At 34.9% G+C, this 16,724-nt stretch carries 19 protein-coding genes; 13 read left to right on the top strand and 6 right to left on the bottom strand.

Translation table 11 applies throughout. The features are described 5' to 3' along the window. Positions 1–21: 21 nt before the first annotated feature. Together THEXY_RS08440 and THEXY_RS08435 are read right to left on the bottom strand one after the other, a co-directional pair. Positions 22–1,005: an aspartate-semialdehyde dehydrogenase gene (locus THEXY_RS08440; RefSeq protein WP_013788420.1), complete on the bottom strand. Its 984-nt coding sequence runs from the start codon at positions 1,003–1,005 to the stop codon at positions 22–24. A 129-nt stretch (positions 1,006–1,134) separates the two neighbouring features. Beyond that, positions 1,135–2,004: a hypothetical protein gene (locus tag THEXY_RS08435; RefSeq protein ID WP_013788419.1), complete on the bottom strand. Its 870-nt coding sequence runs from the start codon at positions 2,002–2,004 to the stop codon at positions 1,135–1,137. 162 nt (positions 2,005–2,166) lie between these two features. Here THEXY_RS08435 and THEXY_RS08430 point away from each other — a divergent pair, with 162 nt between their 5' ends. From THEXY_RS08430 to THEXY_RS08420, 3 genes are all read left to right on the top strand, one after another. Further along, positions 2,167–2,448 (top strand): hypothetical protein, encoded by a 282-nt coding sequence (locus tag THEXY_RS08430; protein WP_013788418.1) that lies wholly within the window; start codon positions 2,167–2,169, stop codon positions 2,446–2,448. Positions 2,449–2,578: 130 nt separating this feature from the next. Then, on the top strand, positions 2,579–3,913 hold the full coding sequence (gene glnA / locus THEXY_RS08425) for a type I glutamate--ammonia ligase (protein ID WP_013788417.1): 1,335 nt from the start codon (positions 2,579–2,581) through the stop codon (positions 3,911–3,913). A gap of 13 nt (positions 3,914–3,926) precedes the next feature. Continuing rightward, positions 3,927–4,496 carry an ANTAR domain-containing response regulator gene (locus tag THEXY_RS08420; RefSeq protein ID WP_013788416.1) on the top strand — a complete coding sequence of 190 codons (570 nt, stop codon included), beginning with the start codon at positions 3,927–3,929 and terminating at the stop codon, positions 4,494–4,496. 68 nt (positions 4,497–4,564) lie between these two features. Here the strand turns inward: THEXY_RS08420 and THEXY_RS08415 are convergent, their stop codons facing one another. Then, positions 4,565–6,298, bottom strand: a complete 1,734-nt coding sequence (locus tag THEXY_RS08415) for an FAD-dependent oxidoreductase (RefSeq protein WP_013788415.1) — start codon at positions 6,296–6,298, stop codon at positions 4,565–4,567. A gap of 138 nt (positions 6,299–6,436) precedes the next feature. Here THEXY_RS08415 and THEXY_RS08410 point away from each other — a divergent pair, with 138 nt between their 5' ends. Together THEXY_RS08410 and THEXY_RS08405 are read left to right on the top strand one after the other, a co-directional pair. Continuing rightward, positions 6,437–6,964: a Gx transporter family protein gene (locus THEXY_RS08410; protein ID WP_230197572.1), complete on the top strand. Its 528-nt coding sequence runs from the start codon at positions 6,437–6,439 to the stop codon at positions 6,962–6,964. A 9-nt stretch (positions 6,965–6,973) separates the two neighbouring features. Further along, positions 6,974–7,933 (top strand): polyprenyl synthetase family protein, encoded by a 960-nt coding sequence (locus THEXY_RS08405; protein ID WP_013788413.1) that lies wholly within the window; start codon positions 6,974–6,976, stop codon positions 7,931–7,933. A gap of 45 nt (positions 7,934–7,978) precedes the next feature. Here THEXY_RS08405 and iadA read toward each other — a convergent pair whose 3' ends face one another. Further along, positions 7,979–9,148 (bottom strand): beta-aspartyl-peptidase, encoded by a 1,170-nt coding sequence (gene iadA, locus THEXY_RS08400; protein ID WP_013788412.1) that lies wholly within the window; start codon positions 9,146–9,148, stop codon positions 7,979–7,981. Positions 9,149–9,255: 107 nt separating this feature from the next. Between iadA and pdxR the strand changes: the two genes are divergently transcribed. From pdxR to THEXY_RS08380, 4 genes are all read left to right on the top strand, one after another. Beyond that, positions 9,256–10,689, top strand: coding sequence for a MocR-like pyridoxine biosynthesis transcription factor PdxR (gene pdxR / locus THEXY_RS08395; RefSeq protein WP_013788411.1), 1,434 nt, complete (start codon positions 9,256–9,258; stop codon positions 10,687–10,689). Positions 10,690–10,777: 88 nt separating this feature from the next. Then, a complete protein-coding gene (locus THEXY_RS08390; protein WP_013788410.1) occupies positions 10,778–10,960 on the top strand; it encodes a spore coat protein in 183 nt (60 codons plus the stop codon). A gap of 11 nt (positions 10,961–10,971) precedes the next feature. Continuing rightward, positions 10,972–11,505: a spore coat protein gene (locus THEXY_RS08385; protein WP_013788409.1), complete on the top strand. Its 534-nt coding sequence runs from the start codon at positions 10,972–10,974 to the stop codon at positions 11,503–11,505. 109 nt (positions 11,506–11,614) lie between these two features. Then, a complete protein-coding gene (locus tag THEXY_RS08380; RefSeq protein WP_013788408.1) occupies positions 11,615–13,159 on the top strand; it encodes an S-layer homology domain-containing protein in 1,545 nt (514 codons plus the stop codon). Positions 13,160–13,173: 14 nt separating this feature from the next. On the opposite strand, the gene THEXY_RS08375 is transcribed toward THEXY_RS08380, so the two are convergent. Both THEXY_RS08375 and THEXY_RS08370 read right to left on the bottom strand, forming a co-directional pair. Beyond that, complete coding sequence (locus THEXY_RS08375; RefSeq protein WP_013788407.1) at positions 13,174–13,581, bottom strand: bactofilin family protein; 408 nt, start codon at positions 13,579–13,581, stop codon at positions 13,174–13,176. A gap of 37 nt (positions 13,582–13,618) precedes the next feature. Continuing rightward, positions 13,619–14,533 (bottom strand): M23 family metallopeptidase, encoded by a 915-nt coding sequence (locus tag THEXY_RS08370; RefSeq protein ID WP_013788406.1) that lies wholly within the window; start codon positions 14,531–14,533, stop codon positions 13,619–13,621. Positions 14,534–14,708: 175 nt separating this feature from the next. On the opposite strand from THEXY_RS08370, the gene THEXY_RS08365 reads away from it, so the two are divergent. From THEXY_RS08365 to THEXY_RS08350, 4 genes are all read left to right on the top strand, one after another. Then, positions 14,709–15,713: a glycosyltransferase gene (locus THEXY_RS08365; RefSeq protein ID WP_013788405.1), complete on the top strand. Its 1,005-nt coding sequence runs from the start codon at positions 14,709–14,711 to the stop codon at positions 15,711–15,713. 147 nt (positions 15,714–15,860) lie between these two features. Next, positions 15,861–16,181, top strand: coding sequence for a hypothetical protein (locus tag THEXY_RS08360; protein ID WP_013788404.1), 321 nt, complete (start codon positions 15,861–15,863; stop codon positions 16,179–16,181). Between the two features lie 53 nt (positions 16,182–16,234). Then, the gene (locus THEXY_RS08355; protein ID WP_013788403.1) at positions 16,235–16,510 is read left to right on the top strand and encodes a YkuS family protein; all 276 of its coding nucleotides are present in this window, start codon (positions 16,235–16,237) and stop codon (positions 16,508–16,510) included. Further along, entirely contained in the window at positions 16,503–16,706 is a 204-nt protein-coding gene (locus THEXY_RS08350) for a hypothetical protein (RefSeq protein WP_013788402.1), read from the top strand. Before THEXY_RS08355 ends, THEXY_RS08350 begins: the two co-directional genes overlap by 8 nt. The last annotated feature ends 18 nt before the right edge of the window (positions 16,707–16,724 follow it).

Below are 16,724 nucleotides of genomic sequence, written 5' to 3'. Positions count from 1 at the left end.
CTTTCTCAGATCATAAAGACATCATTTAATCAAAAGCTCAGCAATTTGCACAGCATTAGATGCGGCGCCTTTTCTGATATTATCTGCAACAATCCACATATTTAATCCGCTGTATACTGTTTCATCACGTCTTAATCTACCCACAAATACTTCATCGTGACCTGTTGCGATTGTCGCAACTGGGTATATGTTGTTTTCTGGATCGTCCATTAAAACTACTCCAGGGGCATTTTTTAAAATGTTCTTTAAGTCTTCCATTTGATAAGGTTTTTCAAATTCAATATTGATGCTTTCACTGTGCGAATTCTTAACGGGCACTCTAACCGTCGTAGGTGATACCTTTATAGAATTGTCACCCATTATCTTTTTTGTCTCATTTATCATTTTAAGCTCCTCTTTTGTATATCCATCAGGTAAAAATACATCTATATGAGGAATACAGTTATTTGCTATAGGGTAAGGGAAACATTGATTTTTTTCGCCATTTAATGTTCTTTCAAGGTCATCAACGCCTTTTTTGCCTGCACCAGATACTGCTTGATATGTTGAGACGACAATTCTCCTGATTTTGTATCTGTCATGAAGGGGCTTTAGCGGGACTACCATTTGAATCGTTGAACAATTAGGATTTGCTATTATGCCTTTATTCCATTTAATATCTTGTGGATTTACTTCAGGAACTACCAGTGGTACATTATCATCCATTCGCCATGCGCTGGAGTTGTCAACGACTGTTACTCCTTTTTCTGCTGCTATAGGAGCGTACATTTTACTTACTGTAGCGCCTGCTGAAAATAATGCTATCTTTATATCTCTATCAAAGCTTTTTTCTGTCAATTCTTCTACAGTGTATTCATTTCCTTTAAATGTAAGCTTTTGGCCGGCAGTTCTTTTTGAGGCAAACAAATATAAATTGTCCACCGGGAAATTTCTCTCTTCTAAAACTTTAATGAACGTTCTTCCTACGAGGCCTGTTGCACCTACGATTGCTACATTGACTCCCATTATTATCCTCCTTAAAAATAAAAATTCAATGATATAGTGCAATAAAGTAATTTTGTTATTTAAAATATATCATTATTATTATATGAAGTCAATAAAATAAGGTTATACAAAAATAACCCCTAAAAGAGGTTATTTTTGTGACTTTGATGCTTTTTCAAGCGATTTAATGTCTGTCTCTAAAACGCTTGTTTTGATTTTAGTGATGGTTCCGTCTTTTGATTGTACAGCTTTTTCTAATTCGCTAAGACCTGCATCAAATTTATCTGAGGCGTTTTTAGCGTCTTTAGGTAGTTTTATCCTTATGTTTTTCCAAATCGCTTTTATCTCATCTATATCTTTTAATGCAATATCCCACTTGCCTAAAGATGAATTAAACTCAATGTCCCTGCTGTAAAATCTGAGCTTTTTAATGTCAGGAGGGGATGTCGTCTTAAAGTAATTTTCGATTTCAGGCACAAATTTGTAGACATTATTTGCAGCGATCATTGTATCATCTAATGATTTACTGGAAGACTTTGTCGTTAGAATATTTATCGCTGTGCTTACATTGTTCAGCAAATCGGTACTGGCTCCAGCTTTTGTAGCAATAGGGCTTAAAACATTCCAATTTGTATGTATATCTTTTACGGTTTTATCTATTGTGCTCCACGATTTTTCTTCTGGTGACTGTTTTTGCTGTTTTTTATTAGCACCTTTTTCATTAGATTTTCCGCCTCCTTGGCTTTTTGATGAACTTTGCTTTTTATCCTGAGGCGCTAATGTTGTGGTTGATTGTTGAGCGCTTTTGCCACTTTGGGATTCTTTAAGTTTTTTAGCTTCTTTTATTATTGTGTCGATGTCGCTTTCGATTTTGGCAAGCTCTTTCGGTGTAGACATTTTTTGAGTCGTGCTGGGTTTTTTCTGCGGAATGGGCTTTTTTTGTTTATTCTTGCAAGCAGAAAGCTGAAATACTGAAATAAATATCAATAATAGACAGACAATTTTACGATATTTTTTCATAGAATCACCTCAATAGATAGTATTGCCAGGATGTTTTAATTTAATGAACAGATAATTTTTTTAAAATTTGTAAGGTTGTAAATTTTTGTACTTGCATAAGAAAATTATGGTATAATATAATTATAACGTAGTAGCTAAAGGCTACATGAAAGGAGAGTGCGTATGTGGAATTATAAAATTAAAAAAGTGTCTGTTTTTTCTGTCTTTAAGTTCACATTGTTATACGGTGTTATAATTGGAGCTGTTTTAGGTTTAATTGGGGGTCTATTCGGGAGTATAGGAGATGCTAGATTCTTTGGTTTAGGTGTCTTTGGAGGACTCATATTTGGCATAATTTATGGGGTGATGCTGGCGCTAATTAGTGCTTTTGGGACATGGATTTTCAATCTCATATCTGGTGTTATAGATGGAATAGATATTGAGCTTGAAAAAAAGGACGAATGATATTGTTATGTTGAATTTCATGTGTTATAATTTTGTAAAGTCATACTTTTAGATGGGCAATGGTGTCCTCAATGAAGGAAGATAGAGTCCTTAATTGAGTACACCTATTTTTAATTTAAGGAGGATTGCTATGGGAAACAAATACAGTGCAGAAGACGTATTGAGGATTTCTAAAGAACGTGGTGTTGAGTTCATTCATTTGCAGTTTAGTGACATCTTTGGCGTCATGAAAAATGTCTCGATTCCTATTGAGGAGCTTGATAAGGCTTTAAATAACGAAATAATGTTTGACGGATCATCAATAGACGGATTCGTCAGAATCGAAGAATCTGATATGTATTTAAGGCCAGATACCGATACATTTGTAATATTCCCATGGAGGACAACAAGTGGTGTGGAGGCAAGGCTTATTTGTGATATATACAATCCTGATGGTACGCCTTTTGAAGGTGATCCAAGGTATATTCTTAAGAAAAATTTAGAAGAAGCAAAAAAATTAGGCTACACTATGAATGTGGGACCAGAATGTGAATTTTATCTGTTTTTGACAGATGAAAAAGGAAATCCTACTACAATCACTCAGGATGCAGCAGGATATTTTGATATGGCACCAGTTGATTTAGGAGAAAGCGCTCGAAAGGAAATGGTTTCTACACTAAAAGAAATGGGATTTGCAATAGAGGCATCACACCATGAAGTAGGACCGGGGCAGCATGAAATAGATTTTAAATATGATGATGCGCTTGCAACGGCAGATAATGTCATGACATTTAAAATGGTAGTAAGGATAATAGCGCAAAAGCACGGACTTCATGCGACGTTCATGCCTAAACCTGTGTACGGCATTGCAGGTTCTGGTATGCATTTGAATCAGTCACTCATGAAAAACAGTGAAAATGCTTTTTACGATCCAAGCGACCAGATGGGTCTTAGTAAAGATTGCTATTACTACATTGGAGGCCTTTTGAAACATGCAAAAGCATTAACATCTATAACAAATCCTACAGTAAATTCATACAAAAGGCTTGTATCAGGCTTTGAAGCTCCTGTATACATTGCGTGGTCCGGAAGAAATAGAAGTCCCCTCATACGGATACCTGCTAAAAGAGGAAATTCAACAAGGATAGAGCTTAGATCACCTGATCCTTCCAATAATCCGTACTTAGCATTAGCTTGTTCGTTAGCTGCAGGACTTGATGGCATAAAAAATAAGATAATGCCACCGCCATCTGTTGACAAAAATATTTATGAGATGGACGAAAATGAACTTAAAGAGTTAAACATAGAAAAATTGCCTGACTCTTTAGAAGAGGCTTTAGTCATTTTAGAAAAAGACGAAGTAATAAAAAATGCGTTAGGTGAACACATATACAACAAATATGTTGAGGCAAAATGGTCTGAGTGGGATTCCTACAGGACTTACGTCACAAGGTGGGAGATAGACCAATACCTTACTAAGTTTTAAGGTAGGTGTTTTCATGAGTCAGTGGCGCATCATAATTGCTGATAGCAATGACTACAGCAGAAGCACACTTAAAGGAATGCTTTTGTCCAGTGGACATCTGGTATATGAAGCGAGAGATGGTGGAAGCGCAGTTAGGCTGTCTCGCTCCTTGATGCCTGATCTTGTTTTGGTAGATATGGGTATTGTGGGAATGAATGCTTATGAAGTAGCGCATATAATAGATAGCGACAATGTAGCACCTGTCATATTGATGACGCAGACCATTCAAAGAGGCTTTATCGAGGAAGTAAAAAACTATTCGGTATTCGCTTATTTGCTAAAACCAATCGATAAAGCAGTGTTATTAAGTTTGACTGAATTTGTGATAGAAAATCACAAGAAATATTTGTCTTTAAAAAATGAAATAGAAAGTTTAAAGAAACAAATAGAAGCCCGCAAGAAAATAGAGAAAGCTAAAGGTCTTTTAATGAAAGTAAAAAAATTAGATGAAGATGAGGCTTACACACTGATGAGGAAGATGAGCATGGACTCAACTCTTCCTATGGAAGTCATAGCAGAGAGAATATTGACTAAATACTCGTAAAATAAGCTTAAGCACAAATATGTTTTTAATAGCAAAAAGGCTATAGGAGAATTCCTACAGCCTCTTTATTAAAATACATTAAGTTTTAGTTTTTTCCTTCTAACCCAATGCTTTAATACTTTTGAAAGCCAAGGCATTACATAGTAGTCGAGACCAAATGCTCTTCCAGCGCCGCCCATTATGGCTATGGCAGTTATGACGTACCACCAGTTGTTGAATGTCGCCATACCTGATAGGTAGAAATTAATATGAAGGAATATGGTTCCAAGTGCAGCAATAAACGTAAATAGTCCTACAACAAGCAAAAGACCAATGCCTATTTCAGACAATGTTATCACTGATTGGAAGAATACGGCGTGAGGGAATATAAATTTTTCCATAAACCATCCATACCATGCAGGTACATTTTGCATTGGAGCTGAAGACGCACCAGCGGATAATTTAACTGATGACAGCCATCCTTCTTGTATGTGCTGTATGCCACTTATTATCCACATTAAACCTAAGAAAACCCTCATAAGGGATAGCCAGAACATATTTGTAGTAACAGCTACATGGTTTTCAATTATGCTTAATTTGCCTTTATCAGGCACATCTATAAACTGATCTCTTATATATTGAGCACACATGCCGAGACCACTTAAGCCAAATAGATAATGCATATTTACAATGTGCTTCATAAATGTAGCTGGGTATCCGGAGAGTCCACCTATGCCAGATAGTTCGGCAATCGCAAACCTTCTTCCTACGGATACCATATTTCCGTGAAGATTTAGTTTAAGTTCTTTCTTTGGCGTATTTTTAATGGAAGCGGCAATATTGTATGCGGCGGCATCTGCAGACTGCAAAGCAGATTCAACCAAAGCAGGCATAGGTTTTCCGTCTTCTCCTACATATGAGGCACTGTCGCCGATAGCATATACGTACGGATTAGATGATTCCATGTATTTATTTACTACGATTCTTCCTTTTTTATCTGTATTAAGCCCAATATTGGCAACGAAGCTATTTCCTTGAATGCCGCCTGTCCAAATTAGCGTTTTTGTAGGAATTTTTTCTCCTGTTTTTAATGTTATACCATCTGGTGTAACGCTGGTGATCATGGAATTTGTCTTGACTTCTACCCCGTTTTTGTTGAGGAAATTTACTACTTTTTGAACTAAATTTTCTCTGCTGACTGTAGGTAAGATTTTAGGCAATGCTTCCACAAGAGATAGTTTAACTTCATTTCTTGGGATTTTGTATTCTTTACACAGCCTATTTACCCATTCCATGAGTTCACCTATCATTTCAACTCCGGTAAAACCGCCGCCACCGACTATGAATGTAAGCATTTTTGCTCTCTTTTGCTTGTCAGTTTCATATTGTGCCTTTTTAAACATTTCGCGAATGTGCTTGTTTATTTTTTCAGCGTCTTTTAAAGACCACAACGTGAAAGCGTGCTCTTTCATGCCAGGAATTCCAAAATAGGCTGGTTCACTTCCACAAGCTATTATAAGGTAATCATAATCGTATTCAGATGTTTCTGAATACAATTTCTTGTTTTCTATGTCAACTTTGGTTATTTCATCTTGTACAATCTTAACGCGTGTGTACTCCAATGCTTCTTTTAATGAAACTTTTACACCTTCAGGTTTTATCCTATTTCCAGCCACTTCATGTAGCTCTGTAAGGTATGTCTGACTATCATTTTTTTCGATAAGCGTTATTTCCACATCGTCGTTAAGCAAATATTTATCAAGTTTTTGTGCAGCGGTAGCTCCTCCGAATCCTCCGCCTAACACTATTACTTTAGCACCCATATAAAAACCTCCTGTTAAAATTATCTATCATCTTGATTATAGCATAATTATTTAACAAACAAAAATTTTACAGTAAATGATATCAGTTGATTAAATATAAAAAAACAAATATAATAAATTATGATGTGTTTTATAGGATTGGAGGGCATAAAACTGTCTGCTAAGAAAATTGTATATGTTTCTATATTGGTTTCACAAGCTTTAGTTTTGAATATAGTTGAAAGCTTTATTCCCGTTCCAATCCCTGTTCCAGGGATAAAGATCGGGCTTGCTAATATAGTTACTTTAGTAACGATATTGATGTTTGGATTTAAAGAATCCCTTATTGTGGTCATTCTGAGGACATTGTTGGCACAATTGCTTGTCGGAAATTTAACGTCATTTTTGTACAGTGTATCCGGTGGTATTTTGAGTGCATGTATTATGTTTTTTGTCTACAAGAGATACAGCAAATACTTTAGCTTAGTTGGTGTAAGTGTTTTTGGCTCTGTTGCCCACAATGTAGGTCAATTGTTTGTTGCGGCGTTAATTATAAACAATTTTCTTATATTCTCCTATTTACCTGTGCTTATGATTGCTGGAATCATAATGGGTGTCTTTACAGGACTTGTGGCTAATTATTTTAAAAAATACATCAAAAATGTTAAATACGATTCTAAGTGGTAGGTGTTTGTTTTGTTTGACAAATATGAGTTTGTAAAAGAAGATATGAAAAAGATAGATGAATTTATTTTGGCAAATGTCAAGACTAACTCTCCAACCATAAAAAAAGCGATTGACGATTTGGTTTTGTCTGGGGGCAAAAGGATAAGACCCCTTCTTGTCATCGCTATTGCCAGAATGGGCGAATACAGTGAGGAGAAAATCATTCCAATAGCAGCTTCTATAGAGATAATGCACATGGCCACGCTTATACATGACGATATCATTGATGATTCAAAGATGAGGCGTGGACAAAAATCGGTTCAAAGCAAATACGGTAAAGAAACAGCGGTTTTTACTGGCGATTTTTTATTTAGCCAAGCATTTAATTTGATAGCTGATATTATTTCAAAAGAAAATTTAAAATTAATTGCGAAGGGCGTTAAGGCTATTTGTGAGGGAGAGATTGAACAATTTGATAATAGATATAATCTGGATTTGAGCATTAAAAAATATCTAAAAAGAATTTATAGAAAAACTGCTTTATTATTTGCAATTAGCTGTGAATCTGGTGCATCGCAGGCAGGACTTCCAAAAGAAATGATAAGAGCTATGCGGCATTTTGGTTTAGAAATAGGTACGGCATTTCAGATTGTCGATGATATTCTTGATTACGAAGGTGTAGAAAGAGTTGTAGGAAAGCCTTTAGGCAGTGATCTATTAAACGGAATATACACATTGCCTCTTATCTATGCGCTTAAAACGGATCGCAAGAAGGTAATTAAGGGGATTTTGAGGAAGAGAGATTTAAGTAGAAGAGATGTAAACTGCATAATAAAGGAAGTAAAGTTGAGTGGCGGCATAGACTATGCAAAAGAACTTGCTCTCAAATATGTAAAAAAAGCTGTTAAGTATTTGGAAGTCATACCAGATTGTGAGCAGAAAAGCTTAATGATGGATATTGCTGATGATGTATTGAAGAGGAATCATTGATTTTTGATAAGCATGATAAAAGGACATTTTCAAAAAAATGTCCTTTTACTCGAATGTGCCTTTTTTTACGATTTCATGGAATTTAATCATAAATTGGCCTTTTGCTATGACTGATGAAATGTTTAAATTTTTGTCCAGAACTACCAAATCGGCATCAGAATTTTCTTTTATGCAGCCCTTTTTAGGGTATAGAAGAAGCACTTTGGCCACATTTTCAGTTATTATTTTTATGGCAGCTTCAAGTGGTAAGACACCATTTGCAATTATTTCTTTTAAATCTCTATAAAGCGTTAATGTACTGCCAACCATGACTTTAATAAGCTTTTTGTTTTCATCAAATACAGGTATGCTTCCGTTGCTGTCAGAGCTCATGGTCACGTTATCTAACGGAAGATTGTTTTCTACAATTTTTCTTACTGCATCTATTGGTTTAAGTGCAGTTTTGGAGTTTTCATCAGGTTTTATATCTGATGTTAAGTCGATACGGCCTCCCATCTTTAAAAATTCCATCGCTTGTGAAAAAAGATGACCATTTCTATTTACATGAGTTGGAATAAACTGTGTGACTGGTATTTCAGTATTTTTGACGATGTCTATAACAGGCGTAAGACCTCTTATGCCATCGCCAACGTGCAAATGTACAATTCCTGGTTTATTTCCTAAGAGCCCACCAACTCTGGCTTCTGCTGCAAGTTTTGTAAGATCTTCTTCTGTTGGCTGAGCTGATCTGTGATCAGAAATGGCAATTTCGCCAGTGCCTAACACTTTATCAATTATTGCTACGTCAGATCTGACGCTATTAGTAAGTGTTCTTGTAGGAAGCTCATAAGCACCTGTGTATATATACGTGGTAAGGCCTTCTTCATCCAATGCCCTTGCTTTTGCCAGCAATTCTGTCATGCTTCTTGTTATGCCATCTGCACCTAAAAGTCCCACAACTGTTGTGATTCCAGCTTTTGTGAGTTCTGTTAGCTTTATCTCAGGGGTTCTTGTTGCAGGACCTCCTTCGCCACCGCCGCCTGCAATATGCACATGTTGATCAATAAAACCAGGCAGAATTATATGCCCGCTTAAGTCGATGGTTGAAAGTTCGGGAAGATCTCTTATATGGATGTCTTTCGCTATTTTGACAATCCTTTCGTTACATGTAAGTAAGTCCATTTTGCCGATGTATTTTGGTGCATAAACTTCTGCGCCTTTTAATAATAAGAACATTTTTTTCACCTTCTATACAGTTTTTTTCTTGCAAATTAGTTTGTACAAAATCGTTATTATTTATGTTATCATTAAATTGTATCGAAACAAATTGAGAGGTGTTGAAGATGGTGAATTTTTCAGTAGATAAAAATAAGACTACTCCACTTTATATACAGATTTTTAATCAATTTAAAAAATATATTGAAAATGGCAGCATCCCACCAGGTTACAAGTTGCCAACCATACGTTCATTAGCTAAAGAGTTGGGTGTAAACAATGTTACTGTCATAAATGCGTATAGGCTACTTGAGGCAAACGGGTATATAGAAAAAAGAGTCGGCAGTGGAACGTATGTATCTGAGACTGTTAGACAATCAGAAATGCCTATCGAAGACATAAAAGCTTTGGAACATGGACAGATACTTGTAAATAAAAACATGATAAATTTTTCTTCATCGTCTCCAAACCCTGAGCTGTTTCCGGTTGAAGATTTTAAAGTAATTATAAACAAAGTTTTGGAGAGAGATGGTGGATACGCATTTGAATATCAAGATACAAAGGGATACATGCCACTTAGAAAAGTCATTGCAGAGTTCATAAAGAAAGATGAGGTAAGCATTGATTACGAAGATGTACAAATTATCTCAGGCGGACAACAGGGGATAGATGTTGTATCAAAAGCGTTGATAAATTTTGGTGATTGTGTTTTTGTTGAGTCACCTACGTATTCATGGGCCATAGCATCTTTTAAATCAAGAGGTGCTGAAATTGTGGATATAGAACTTGAAAATGATGGAATTAATGTATATATGTTGGAGGAGAAACTGAAGATTTTCAAACCAAAATTGATTTACACAATGCCGGTTTTTCAAAATCCAACAGGAATTTCGTACAGCGTGGAAAAGATGAAAAAACTCATCGAGATTGCATACAAGTATGATACTTATATTGTGGAAGACGATTTTTCAAATGAGTTAAACTTCAGCAATAATAAGCATTTGCCATTAAAAGCCTATGACAAATACGATAGGGTAATATATATAAAAAGTTTTTCTAAGATATATATGCCGGGATTGAGATTAGGGTTTATATTATCTCCTAAAAATCTTATAAATTCTTTTGCTGAAGCCAAATATGTTACAGATTTATCAACTTCCGGTTTGATGCAAAGAGCATTTGAGATCTATTTGAAAGAAGGAATGTGGAAAAAACATGTAGAAGTATTTAAAAATACCATGAAGAATAGGTTTGATGAGATGAAACGTCTTTTGGCTGACAATAGCTATTTTGAGATTAATATTCCAGATGGAGGGTTTTATTTTTGGATAAAATTGAAAGAAAATATTTCTTCAAAAATGATATATTTAAAATGTATTGAAAGAAATGTTTCTATTGTTCCAGGAAGTATATTCTTTTCTAATAAAATAGATGATTCGCATATAAGATTAAGCTACGCGTCGTGTGAAGTAGATAAAATAAGAAAAGGCATACTAACTATTGAAGAAGTCATTAAAGATATTGATGAGGCGGGAAATAGTGAATATATTCCAATCGTTTAAAAACGCTTTAACGCGTTTTTTTTTTGAATTAAAAAAAAGCAACTACAAATAATAAATATGCAAAAATAACTGAGGAGGAGGTAAAAATATGGCATTAACTCAAAAAGAACTTGGATATATTTCGGATGAACTTGCATCAGAGCAATTGATAATAAAGAAGTATCAGACGGCTGTGAATCAAGTGACAGATCCACAGCTTAAAAATGTGTTTCAAAAAAATATAAATGTGCATCAAAATCATTACAACTCTTTATTAAATTTATTGAAATAGGAGTGATATAGATGGGTAGAAAAAGTGCAAAGGTAAATACTACTGCCATGAATTCAGCAGCTATGCCGGATATGTCAGGTGGCAGTATTAGCAAACAGATAGATTCATATACAAATTCCAATTTAAAAAATGTGTCGACAAATGCTACTACAACTGGCAGCATAAATGCTACAGGTATGCCTAATGATTATTCGCCGGTAGGTAGCATAAGCAGGGCGATCGACAATACCACGATGCAGAATCTAAACAGTGCAAGCGGTAAGAATCAAGCTTATACAGCGAGTGTATCTCAAACTTCGCCGCTCACTGATAAAGACATAACTGCAGATTGTCTAAAGTCAGAAATATTGCTGCTACAATCTTACAACAGCGCTTGTATAGAAAGTGCAAATCAAAATGTATATTCCAGCATTAAGAATATACTAAATGAAGAACACGATGTCCACTATGAGATATTCAATTTGATGAAACAAAAAGGGTGGTATCCTGTAAGCAATGCAAATCAACAGGATATCGTTAATACCAGAAATATGTTTCAAGGATAAATGAGGCCTTTATGGGCCTCATTTACTTTTGTAGGAAATTTATACAGTTGAAGATATATGCTTGCCAATGTTATCATATATATTGAAAATGTACAAGGGGGATTTTGGCATGCATATAAAGAAATTTTTTGTTATGCTGATAGCAGCTTTTATAGTTTTATCTTTGTTTTTATTTAATTTCGCTAAGACCAGCGCGTCAGCAAGAATTGTATACGCTTATGCGACACATGATTACGATGCAGATAATAGTTCTTACGATTCTTTTATACAAAATGAATCAAACATCAATTATGTAATAACGTTTACTTATGGGATTGACGAAAATGGTAATCTAAATGGTACTGAAAATGATGTGATAAAAGATGAAGCAGTAAAAGACAACGTGACACCTCTTTTGCTTATTCACAACATGCGGGGAGGGACATTCGACAATAGCTTGATACATTCGGTTTTAACTAATGTATCTGCCAGAAATAATTTGATTGATAACATTGTAGGTGCAGTAAAAAGTGGAGGGTACAAAGGAGTTAATATTGATTTTGAAAATGTTGGATACAACGACAGACAAAACTACGACCAGTTTTTATCGGATTTGAAATCAAAATTGGCAGCAAGCAATTTGATGCTTACTGTTGCTATACCTGCTATGACTGCAGACAGCCCATCGAGTTTTTGGGCGGGAGGATTTGATTATGCGGCAATATCCAAAGTAGCTGATAAAATTATCATAATGGCTTACGATCAACATTGGTCTGGTGGAAGCAGCGGTCCGATTTGCTCGTTTGATTGGCTTCAAAATGTTACTAACTATGCTTTGTCTACAATTGATAAGGATAAAATAGTTATGGGGCTTCCGGCATATGGATATGATTGGTCTTCGGCTGGTACGACTTCTGTTACTGAAGATGATGTAAAAAATTTGATTGGCATGTACGGTGGCAATGCCTTATGGAATAATGTATATAAAGAACCGTACTATATTTATTACAAAAATGGAGTAAAGCATACAGTATGGTTTGAAAATTCCTACAGTTTTAAGCTAAAATTAGATTATCTTTCATCAGTGGGGATAAACAGCATATCTTTCTGGAGGCTTGGTTACGAAAGCCAGGATTTTTGGGCAGCTATTGAAGGCAATACAGTTGATTATTTTGGAGACATATTTGCAAGCTGGGCGAGGGATGATATCAACGATATGGCGATGCTTAAATATGTCTCCGGGTATGGTGATGGTACATATAGACCTAATAATTACATAACAAGAGCAGAATTTGTTACATTGCTTTTAAGAGTAATGGGAATTAGTGAAGAGCCTGGTGAAGGATTTTGGGATACGCAGCAGAGTTTTGCAAGAGATGCCATAGCGACAGCGAAAAAACTTGGAATAGTAAGTGGTTACGACGATGGCAGCTTTAGGCCTAATAACTACATAACAAGAGAAGAAATCGCTGCTATAATTGCTAAAGCTTACGGTTACAAGCCGTATTCTAGTAGTTCATTTATTGATATAAACGACAGCTTCGCTAAATACGATATCATCGCTTTGTCAAATAGGGGGATTATATCTGGATACGATACATATCACTTTATGCCAAAAAATTTTGCGACGCGGGCAGAAGCTACAGCGATACTTCATAGACTTCTAAAAAAATAAGGAGCTTTAGCTCCTTATTTTACATCTTTTTTCTTTTGTTGAGTTTCGGCATTCTTTTCTGCTTTTTTATTCATTTTGCATTTTCCATCAAATATTGCGCCTTCGTCAATAATGAGATTTTGAACCTCTATGTCACCGTATACTTTTCCAGTGGATGTTATCTGCACTTGATTTTTTATTGTAAGATTTCCGACTATCTCTCCTGAAACTGAAATATTGTCAGCTTTTACATCAGCTTCTATTTTTGAATTTTCACCGACAATTAAATTGCCTTCTACTTCAACTTTTCCAGTAACTAATCCGTCGATTCTCATAGTGCCCTGAGAAGAAATGTTTCCTTCTATTTTTGTGTTTTTGCCAATTATTGTATCGATCTTATCAGTATTTACATCAAATGTATTAGCATCTTTTCTTTGAAACATAGTACACCTCCTTTTGGGTTTTGGCAACTATCATACGTCACTTGGTAAGATATTTCATAGGATCGACTGGATTGCCATTTAGCCTTATTTCAAAATGCACGTGTGGCCCCGTGCTGCGACCTGTGCTACCTGATTTTGCTATGACATCACCCCTGTTTACAGTTTGTCCTACTCTTACTAACAGTTGAGAATTATGACCGTAAACAGAAGTGATTCCATAACCGTGATTTATCATGACTACATTTCCATATCCGGAAAGCCATCCTGCATAGGTTACAATGCCTTTGCCCGCCGCTTTAACAGGTGTACCGTATCCTACGGCAATGTCTATTCCAGGGTGAAACTCTGAGCTTTCTCCATAAGGGGATGTGCGACTTCCGAATGGTGATGTTATAGGTCCTACAACAGGATATGATGATGGCAGCGATGCGAGATAATCCAATCTTTTGCTTATATCATCTATCAGAGTTTTGTATTCATATGTTTTATTATCTATTTCGCTTGAAAGCTCATTTGTGGTTTTTTCATCTAAAGTTAAATCCCTTGAATCACGTGTTATGCCGCCACGGCTCGTTTCTGGTGAACTTAGTCCTACCATTCGCCTGACTTTTTGCTCTAACTCGTCAAGACTTTTCATCTTGTCACTTAACTTCTTGGCATTATCATTAAGCATGGCGATCTTTTTGCCTTGAGATTGGTTTAAGTCCTGCATTTCTGCTATTTTTTGATTTTTTTCTGCGATTATCTTGTCTTTTTCATGAACTGCGGCGTAAAGATATGCGTATTTTCCTGCAAAATAAAAAAAGGTTGAAAACAAGCCTATCAAAAGCACTACCGCTGCAAATATATAAGCTTTTAAAGCAGACCTTTTTATTTTAAAGCTTTTTATGTCTTTTTTAGAATTTGGTACAACCATGATATTTATGTACTCATCTTTATTTTTTATATGCATTTAATCCAGTAACACCTCCTTCATAAAATAGCCAATTAACTATATTCTACATAAAGTTCAAAATTCCTGCTATGATAATAAATTAACAATCAATTTGAGGGTTTTTAAAATTAGCGAAATATAGTTTTTTTGAATATTATGAGTACAAAATAAAAATTTCACAGGAGGTATTTGTATGGCGACGATTATATACCCACCTACTATTAATTTTAACTGGCTTTATCAGAGGCCACAGCAGCTATTGAGTCGTATGTCTGAAAGGAATTATACAGTTTACTACGTTAATAAATCTTTTGATGACAGCTACAATAGAGGAATAATAGAAGTAAGGAAAAATTTATACATTGTAAATGGTGTAGATATTGGTAGTGTAAAATTTAGAGAAATTCCTATAGTATGGATATCATATCCTCCAAATTACAATTTTCTAAAAATGTTCAAGAAAAAATATGTGATATTTGATTCTATAGATTATCCTTCAGAAGAATTTACAGAGTGGAAACTTAATTTTGAAGAAGTGCAGAAAGCTGCCAACATAGTATTTGCTTCATCTGAAAAACTATTTAATATAAATATTAAAGTCAATAAAAGGACATTTTTGCTGCCAAACGGTGCGGATTTTGATCATTTTAAGAAAGCAAGCAAAATTTTTTCAGAAAGACCTATTGATTTACCTGGTGATAAACCTATAGTTGGATATATAGGAGCATTGGCGACGTGGATAGATTGGGACTTAGTGGATTATATTGCTTTAAAATGTCCTGAGTATAATTTCGTGTACGTTGGTCCTAATTTGAATACAAAAAAAGTGCCTATTAGAAAGAATATTTTTTATTTGGGAGAGAAAAAATATGACGTCCTACCAAATTATTTACAGTATTTTGATGTGACTATAATTCCTTTTAAAGTTACAACAATGACTGAAGGTGCCGATCCAATAAAAATGTATGAATATTTAAGCACCGGAAAACAAATCGTTTCTTCCAAATTGCCATCTATCATAAAATGCGACGGCATTTACGCTGCCAATGATAAAGAAGAATTTGCATATTTGATAAAGAAAGCCATCGAAAATGTTAGCGTCGTGAAAAAAGAAAAGCTTATGGAAGTAGCGCGAGAAAATTCATGGGATAAAAGAGCAGAATACGCTGATAGAATTATAAGATATTATTTGATATGACCTGGCTTACAGGTCATACATAAGTAGATTCAATTTAACTTGTACATTTGTTGAAGGTTAATTTCGATAATAATCCTTGAGAAAAATATGATATAATTATTCAAAAGAGAAAAAAGGTAGATACTAAGATATTTAGGAGTTGTTAGCTTGAAAGGTATTTTACTTGGTATAATTTTATCTTTTATTACTGTTATTGTTAATATTGCCTTAAATGGAATACATTCTACGTATGTAAGTTACAGCAATTATTTTTTTATTGTCGGATGTATTGTGGGGCTTATTGGAGGTTTTTTGTACGTATCATATTGGTTTAACGATATGAGGACTATCAGTAGAATATTTAGAAACCTTGAACTTCCTGAAAAAAGATATGATTTTATTTATATGACACAATGGGGAAAAGTGCTATTGATGGCAGCCGCGTTTTTAATGTTTTTATCGCTTTTAATAGTCCTCCTATGCGAATAAAAAGGTACATTAAACTAATAATAATTATGTATTCGCTATTGGAGGTGTTTTTAATGGGGAAAAAAATAGCCGTTGAAAGAGAGCTTTCAAATGTAAAAAGATACCTTACTGGTAAAGGATATAATGTAGTAAATCTTGAGCAAGATAGCAATTTAAGCGGTATTAACGTCAATGATTATGATGCAATTGTAATAACAGGACAGCACAAAGACATGCTTGGATTTGAAAATACGTACACAAAATCGCCAATAATTGATGCAACTGGAATGACACCAGAAGACATAGAAAGTGCAATAAAAAGAAGTACAGGCGGTGATACAAATGGCTAACAGAGATCAGTTAAAAGCGGTAGGTGAAATGTGTCCTGATTTTAGCTATGATGATTCTTTAGGCAAGGCTTCAATGATGTCTATAGCAGACTCATCATCAAGAAGCTGTGAAATATGTACACATTGGGATGTAAAAAATCAAAAATGCAGGATAGACGTTTTTGATGATGTTCTTACAAGCCTTGATCAGACATAAATGATTAAAGAGAGGATT

It is taken from the genome of Thermoanaerobacterium xylanolyticum LX-11 (genome assembly GCF_000189775.2).
Taxonomy (GTDB): domain Bacteria; phylum Bacillota; class Thermoanaerobacteria; order Thermoanaerobacterales; family Thermoanaerobacteraceae; genus Thermoanaerobacterium; species Thermoanaerobacterium thermosulfurigenes.
This window is presented reverse-complemented; position numbering and strand designations above follow the sequence as displayed.

Excerpts from the sequence above, each read along its gene's own strand:
- THEXY_RS08440 (WP_013788420.1), bottom strand. The coding sequence starts at position 1,005 with ATGGGAGTCAATGTAGCAATCGTAGGTGCAACAGGCCTCGTAGGAAGA.
- THEXY_RS08435 (WP_013788419.1), bottom strand. The coding sequence starts at position 2,004 with ATGAAAAAATATCGTAAAATTGTCTGTCTATTATTGATATTTATTTCA.
- THEXY_RS08430 (WP_013788418.1), top strand. The coding sequence starts at position 2,167 with ATGTGGAATTATAAAATTAAAAAAGTGTCTGTTTTTTCTGTCTTTAAG.
- glnA (WP_013788417.1), top strand. The coding sequence starts at position 2,579 with ATGGGAAACAAATACAGTGCAGAAGACGTATTGAGGATTTCTAAAGAA.
- THEXY_RS08420 (WP_013788416.1), top strand. The coding sequence starts at position 3,927 with ATGAGTCAGTGGCGCATCATAATTGCTGATAGCAATGACTACAGCAGA.
- THEXY_RS08415 (WP_013788415.1), bottom strand. The coding sequence starts at position 6,298 with ATGGGTGCTAAAGTAATAGTGTTAGGCGGAGGATTCGGAGGAGCTACC.
- iadA (WP_013788412.1), bottom strand. The coding sequence starts at position 9,148 with ATGTTCTTATTATTAAAAGGCGCAGAAGTTTATGCACCAAAATACATC.
- pdxR (WP_013788411.1), top strand. The coding sequence starts at position 9,256 with ATGGTGAATTTTTCAGTAGATAAAAATAAGACTACTCCACTTTATATA.
- THEXY_RS08390 (WP_013788410.1), top strand. The coding sequence starts at position 10,778 with ATGGCATTAACTCAAAAAGAACTTGGATATATTTCGGATGAACTTGCA.
- THEXY_RS08385 (WP_013788409.1), top strand. The coding sequence starts at position 10,972 with ATGGGTAGAAAAAGTGCAAAGGTAAATACTACTGCCATGAATTCAGCA.
- THEXY_RS08380 (WP_013788408.1), top strand. The coding sequence starts at position 11,615 with ATGCATATAAAGAAATTTTTTGTTATGCTGATAGCAGCTTTTATAGTT.
- THEXY_RS08375 (WP_013788407.1), bottom strand. The coding sequence starts at position 13,581 with ATGTTTCAAAGAAAAGATGCTAATACATTTGATGTAAATACTGATAAG.
- THEXY_RS08370 (WP_013788406.1), bottom strand. The coding sequence starts at position 14,533 with ATGCATATAAAAAATAAAGATGAGTACATAAATATCATGGTTGTACCA.
- THEXY_RS08365 (WP_013788405.1), top strand. The coding sequence starts at position 14,709 with ATGGCGACGATTATATACCCACCTACTATTAATTTTAACTGGCTTTAT.
- THEXY_RS08355 (WP_013788403.1), top strand. The coding sequence starts at position 16,235 with ATGGGGAAAAAAATAGCCGTTGAAAGAGAGCTTTCAAATGTAAAAAGA.
- THEXY_RS08350 (WP_013788402.1), top strand. The coding sequence starts at position 16,503 with ATGGCTAACAGAGATCAGTTAAAAGCGGTAGGTGAAATGTGTCCTGAT.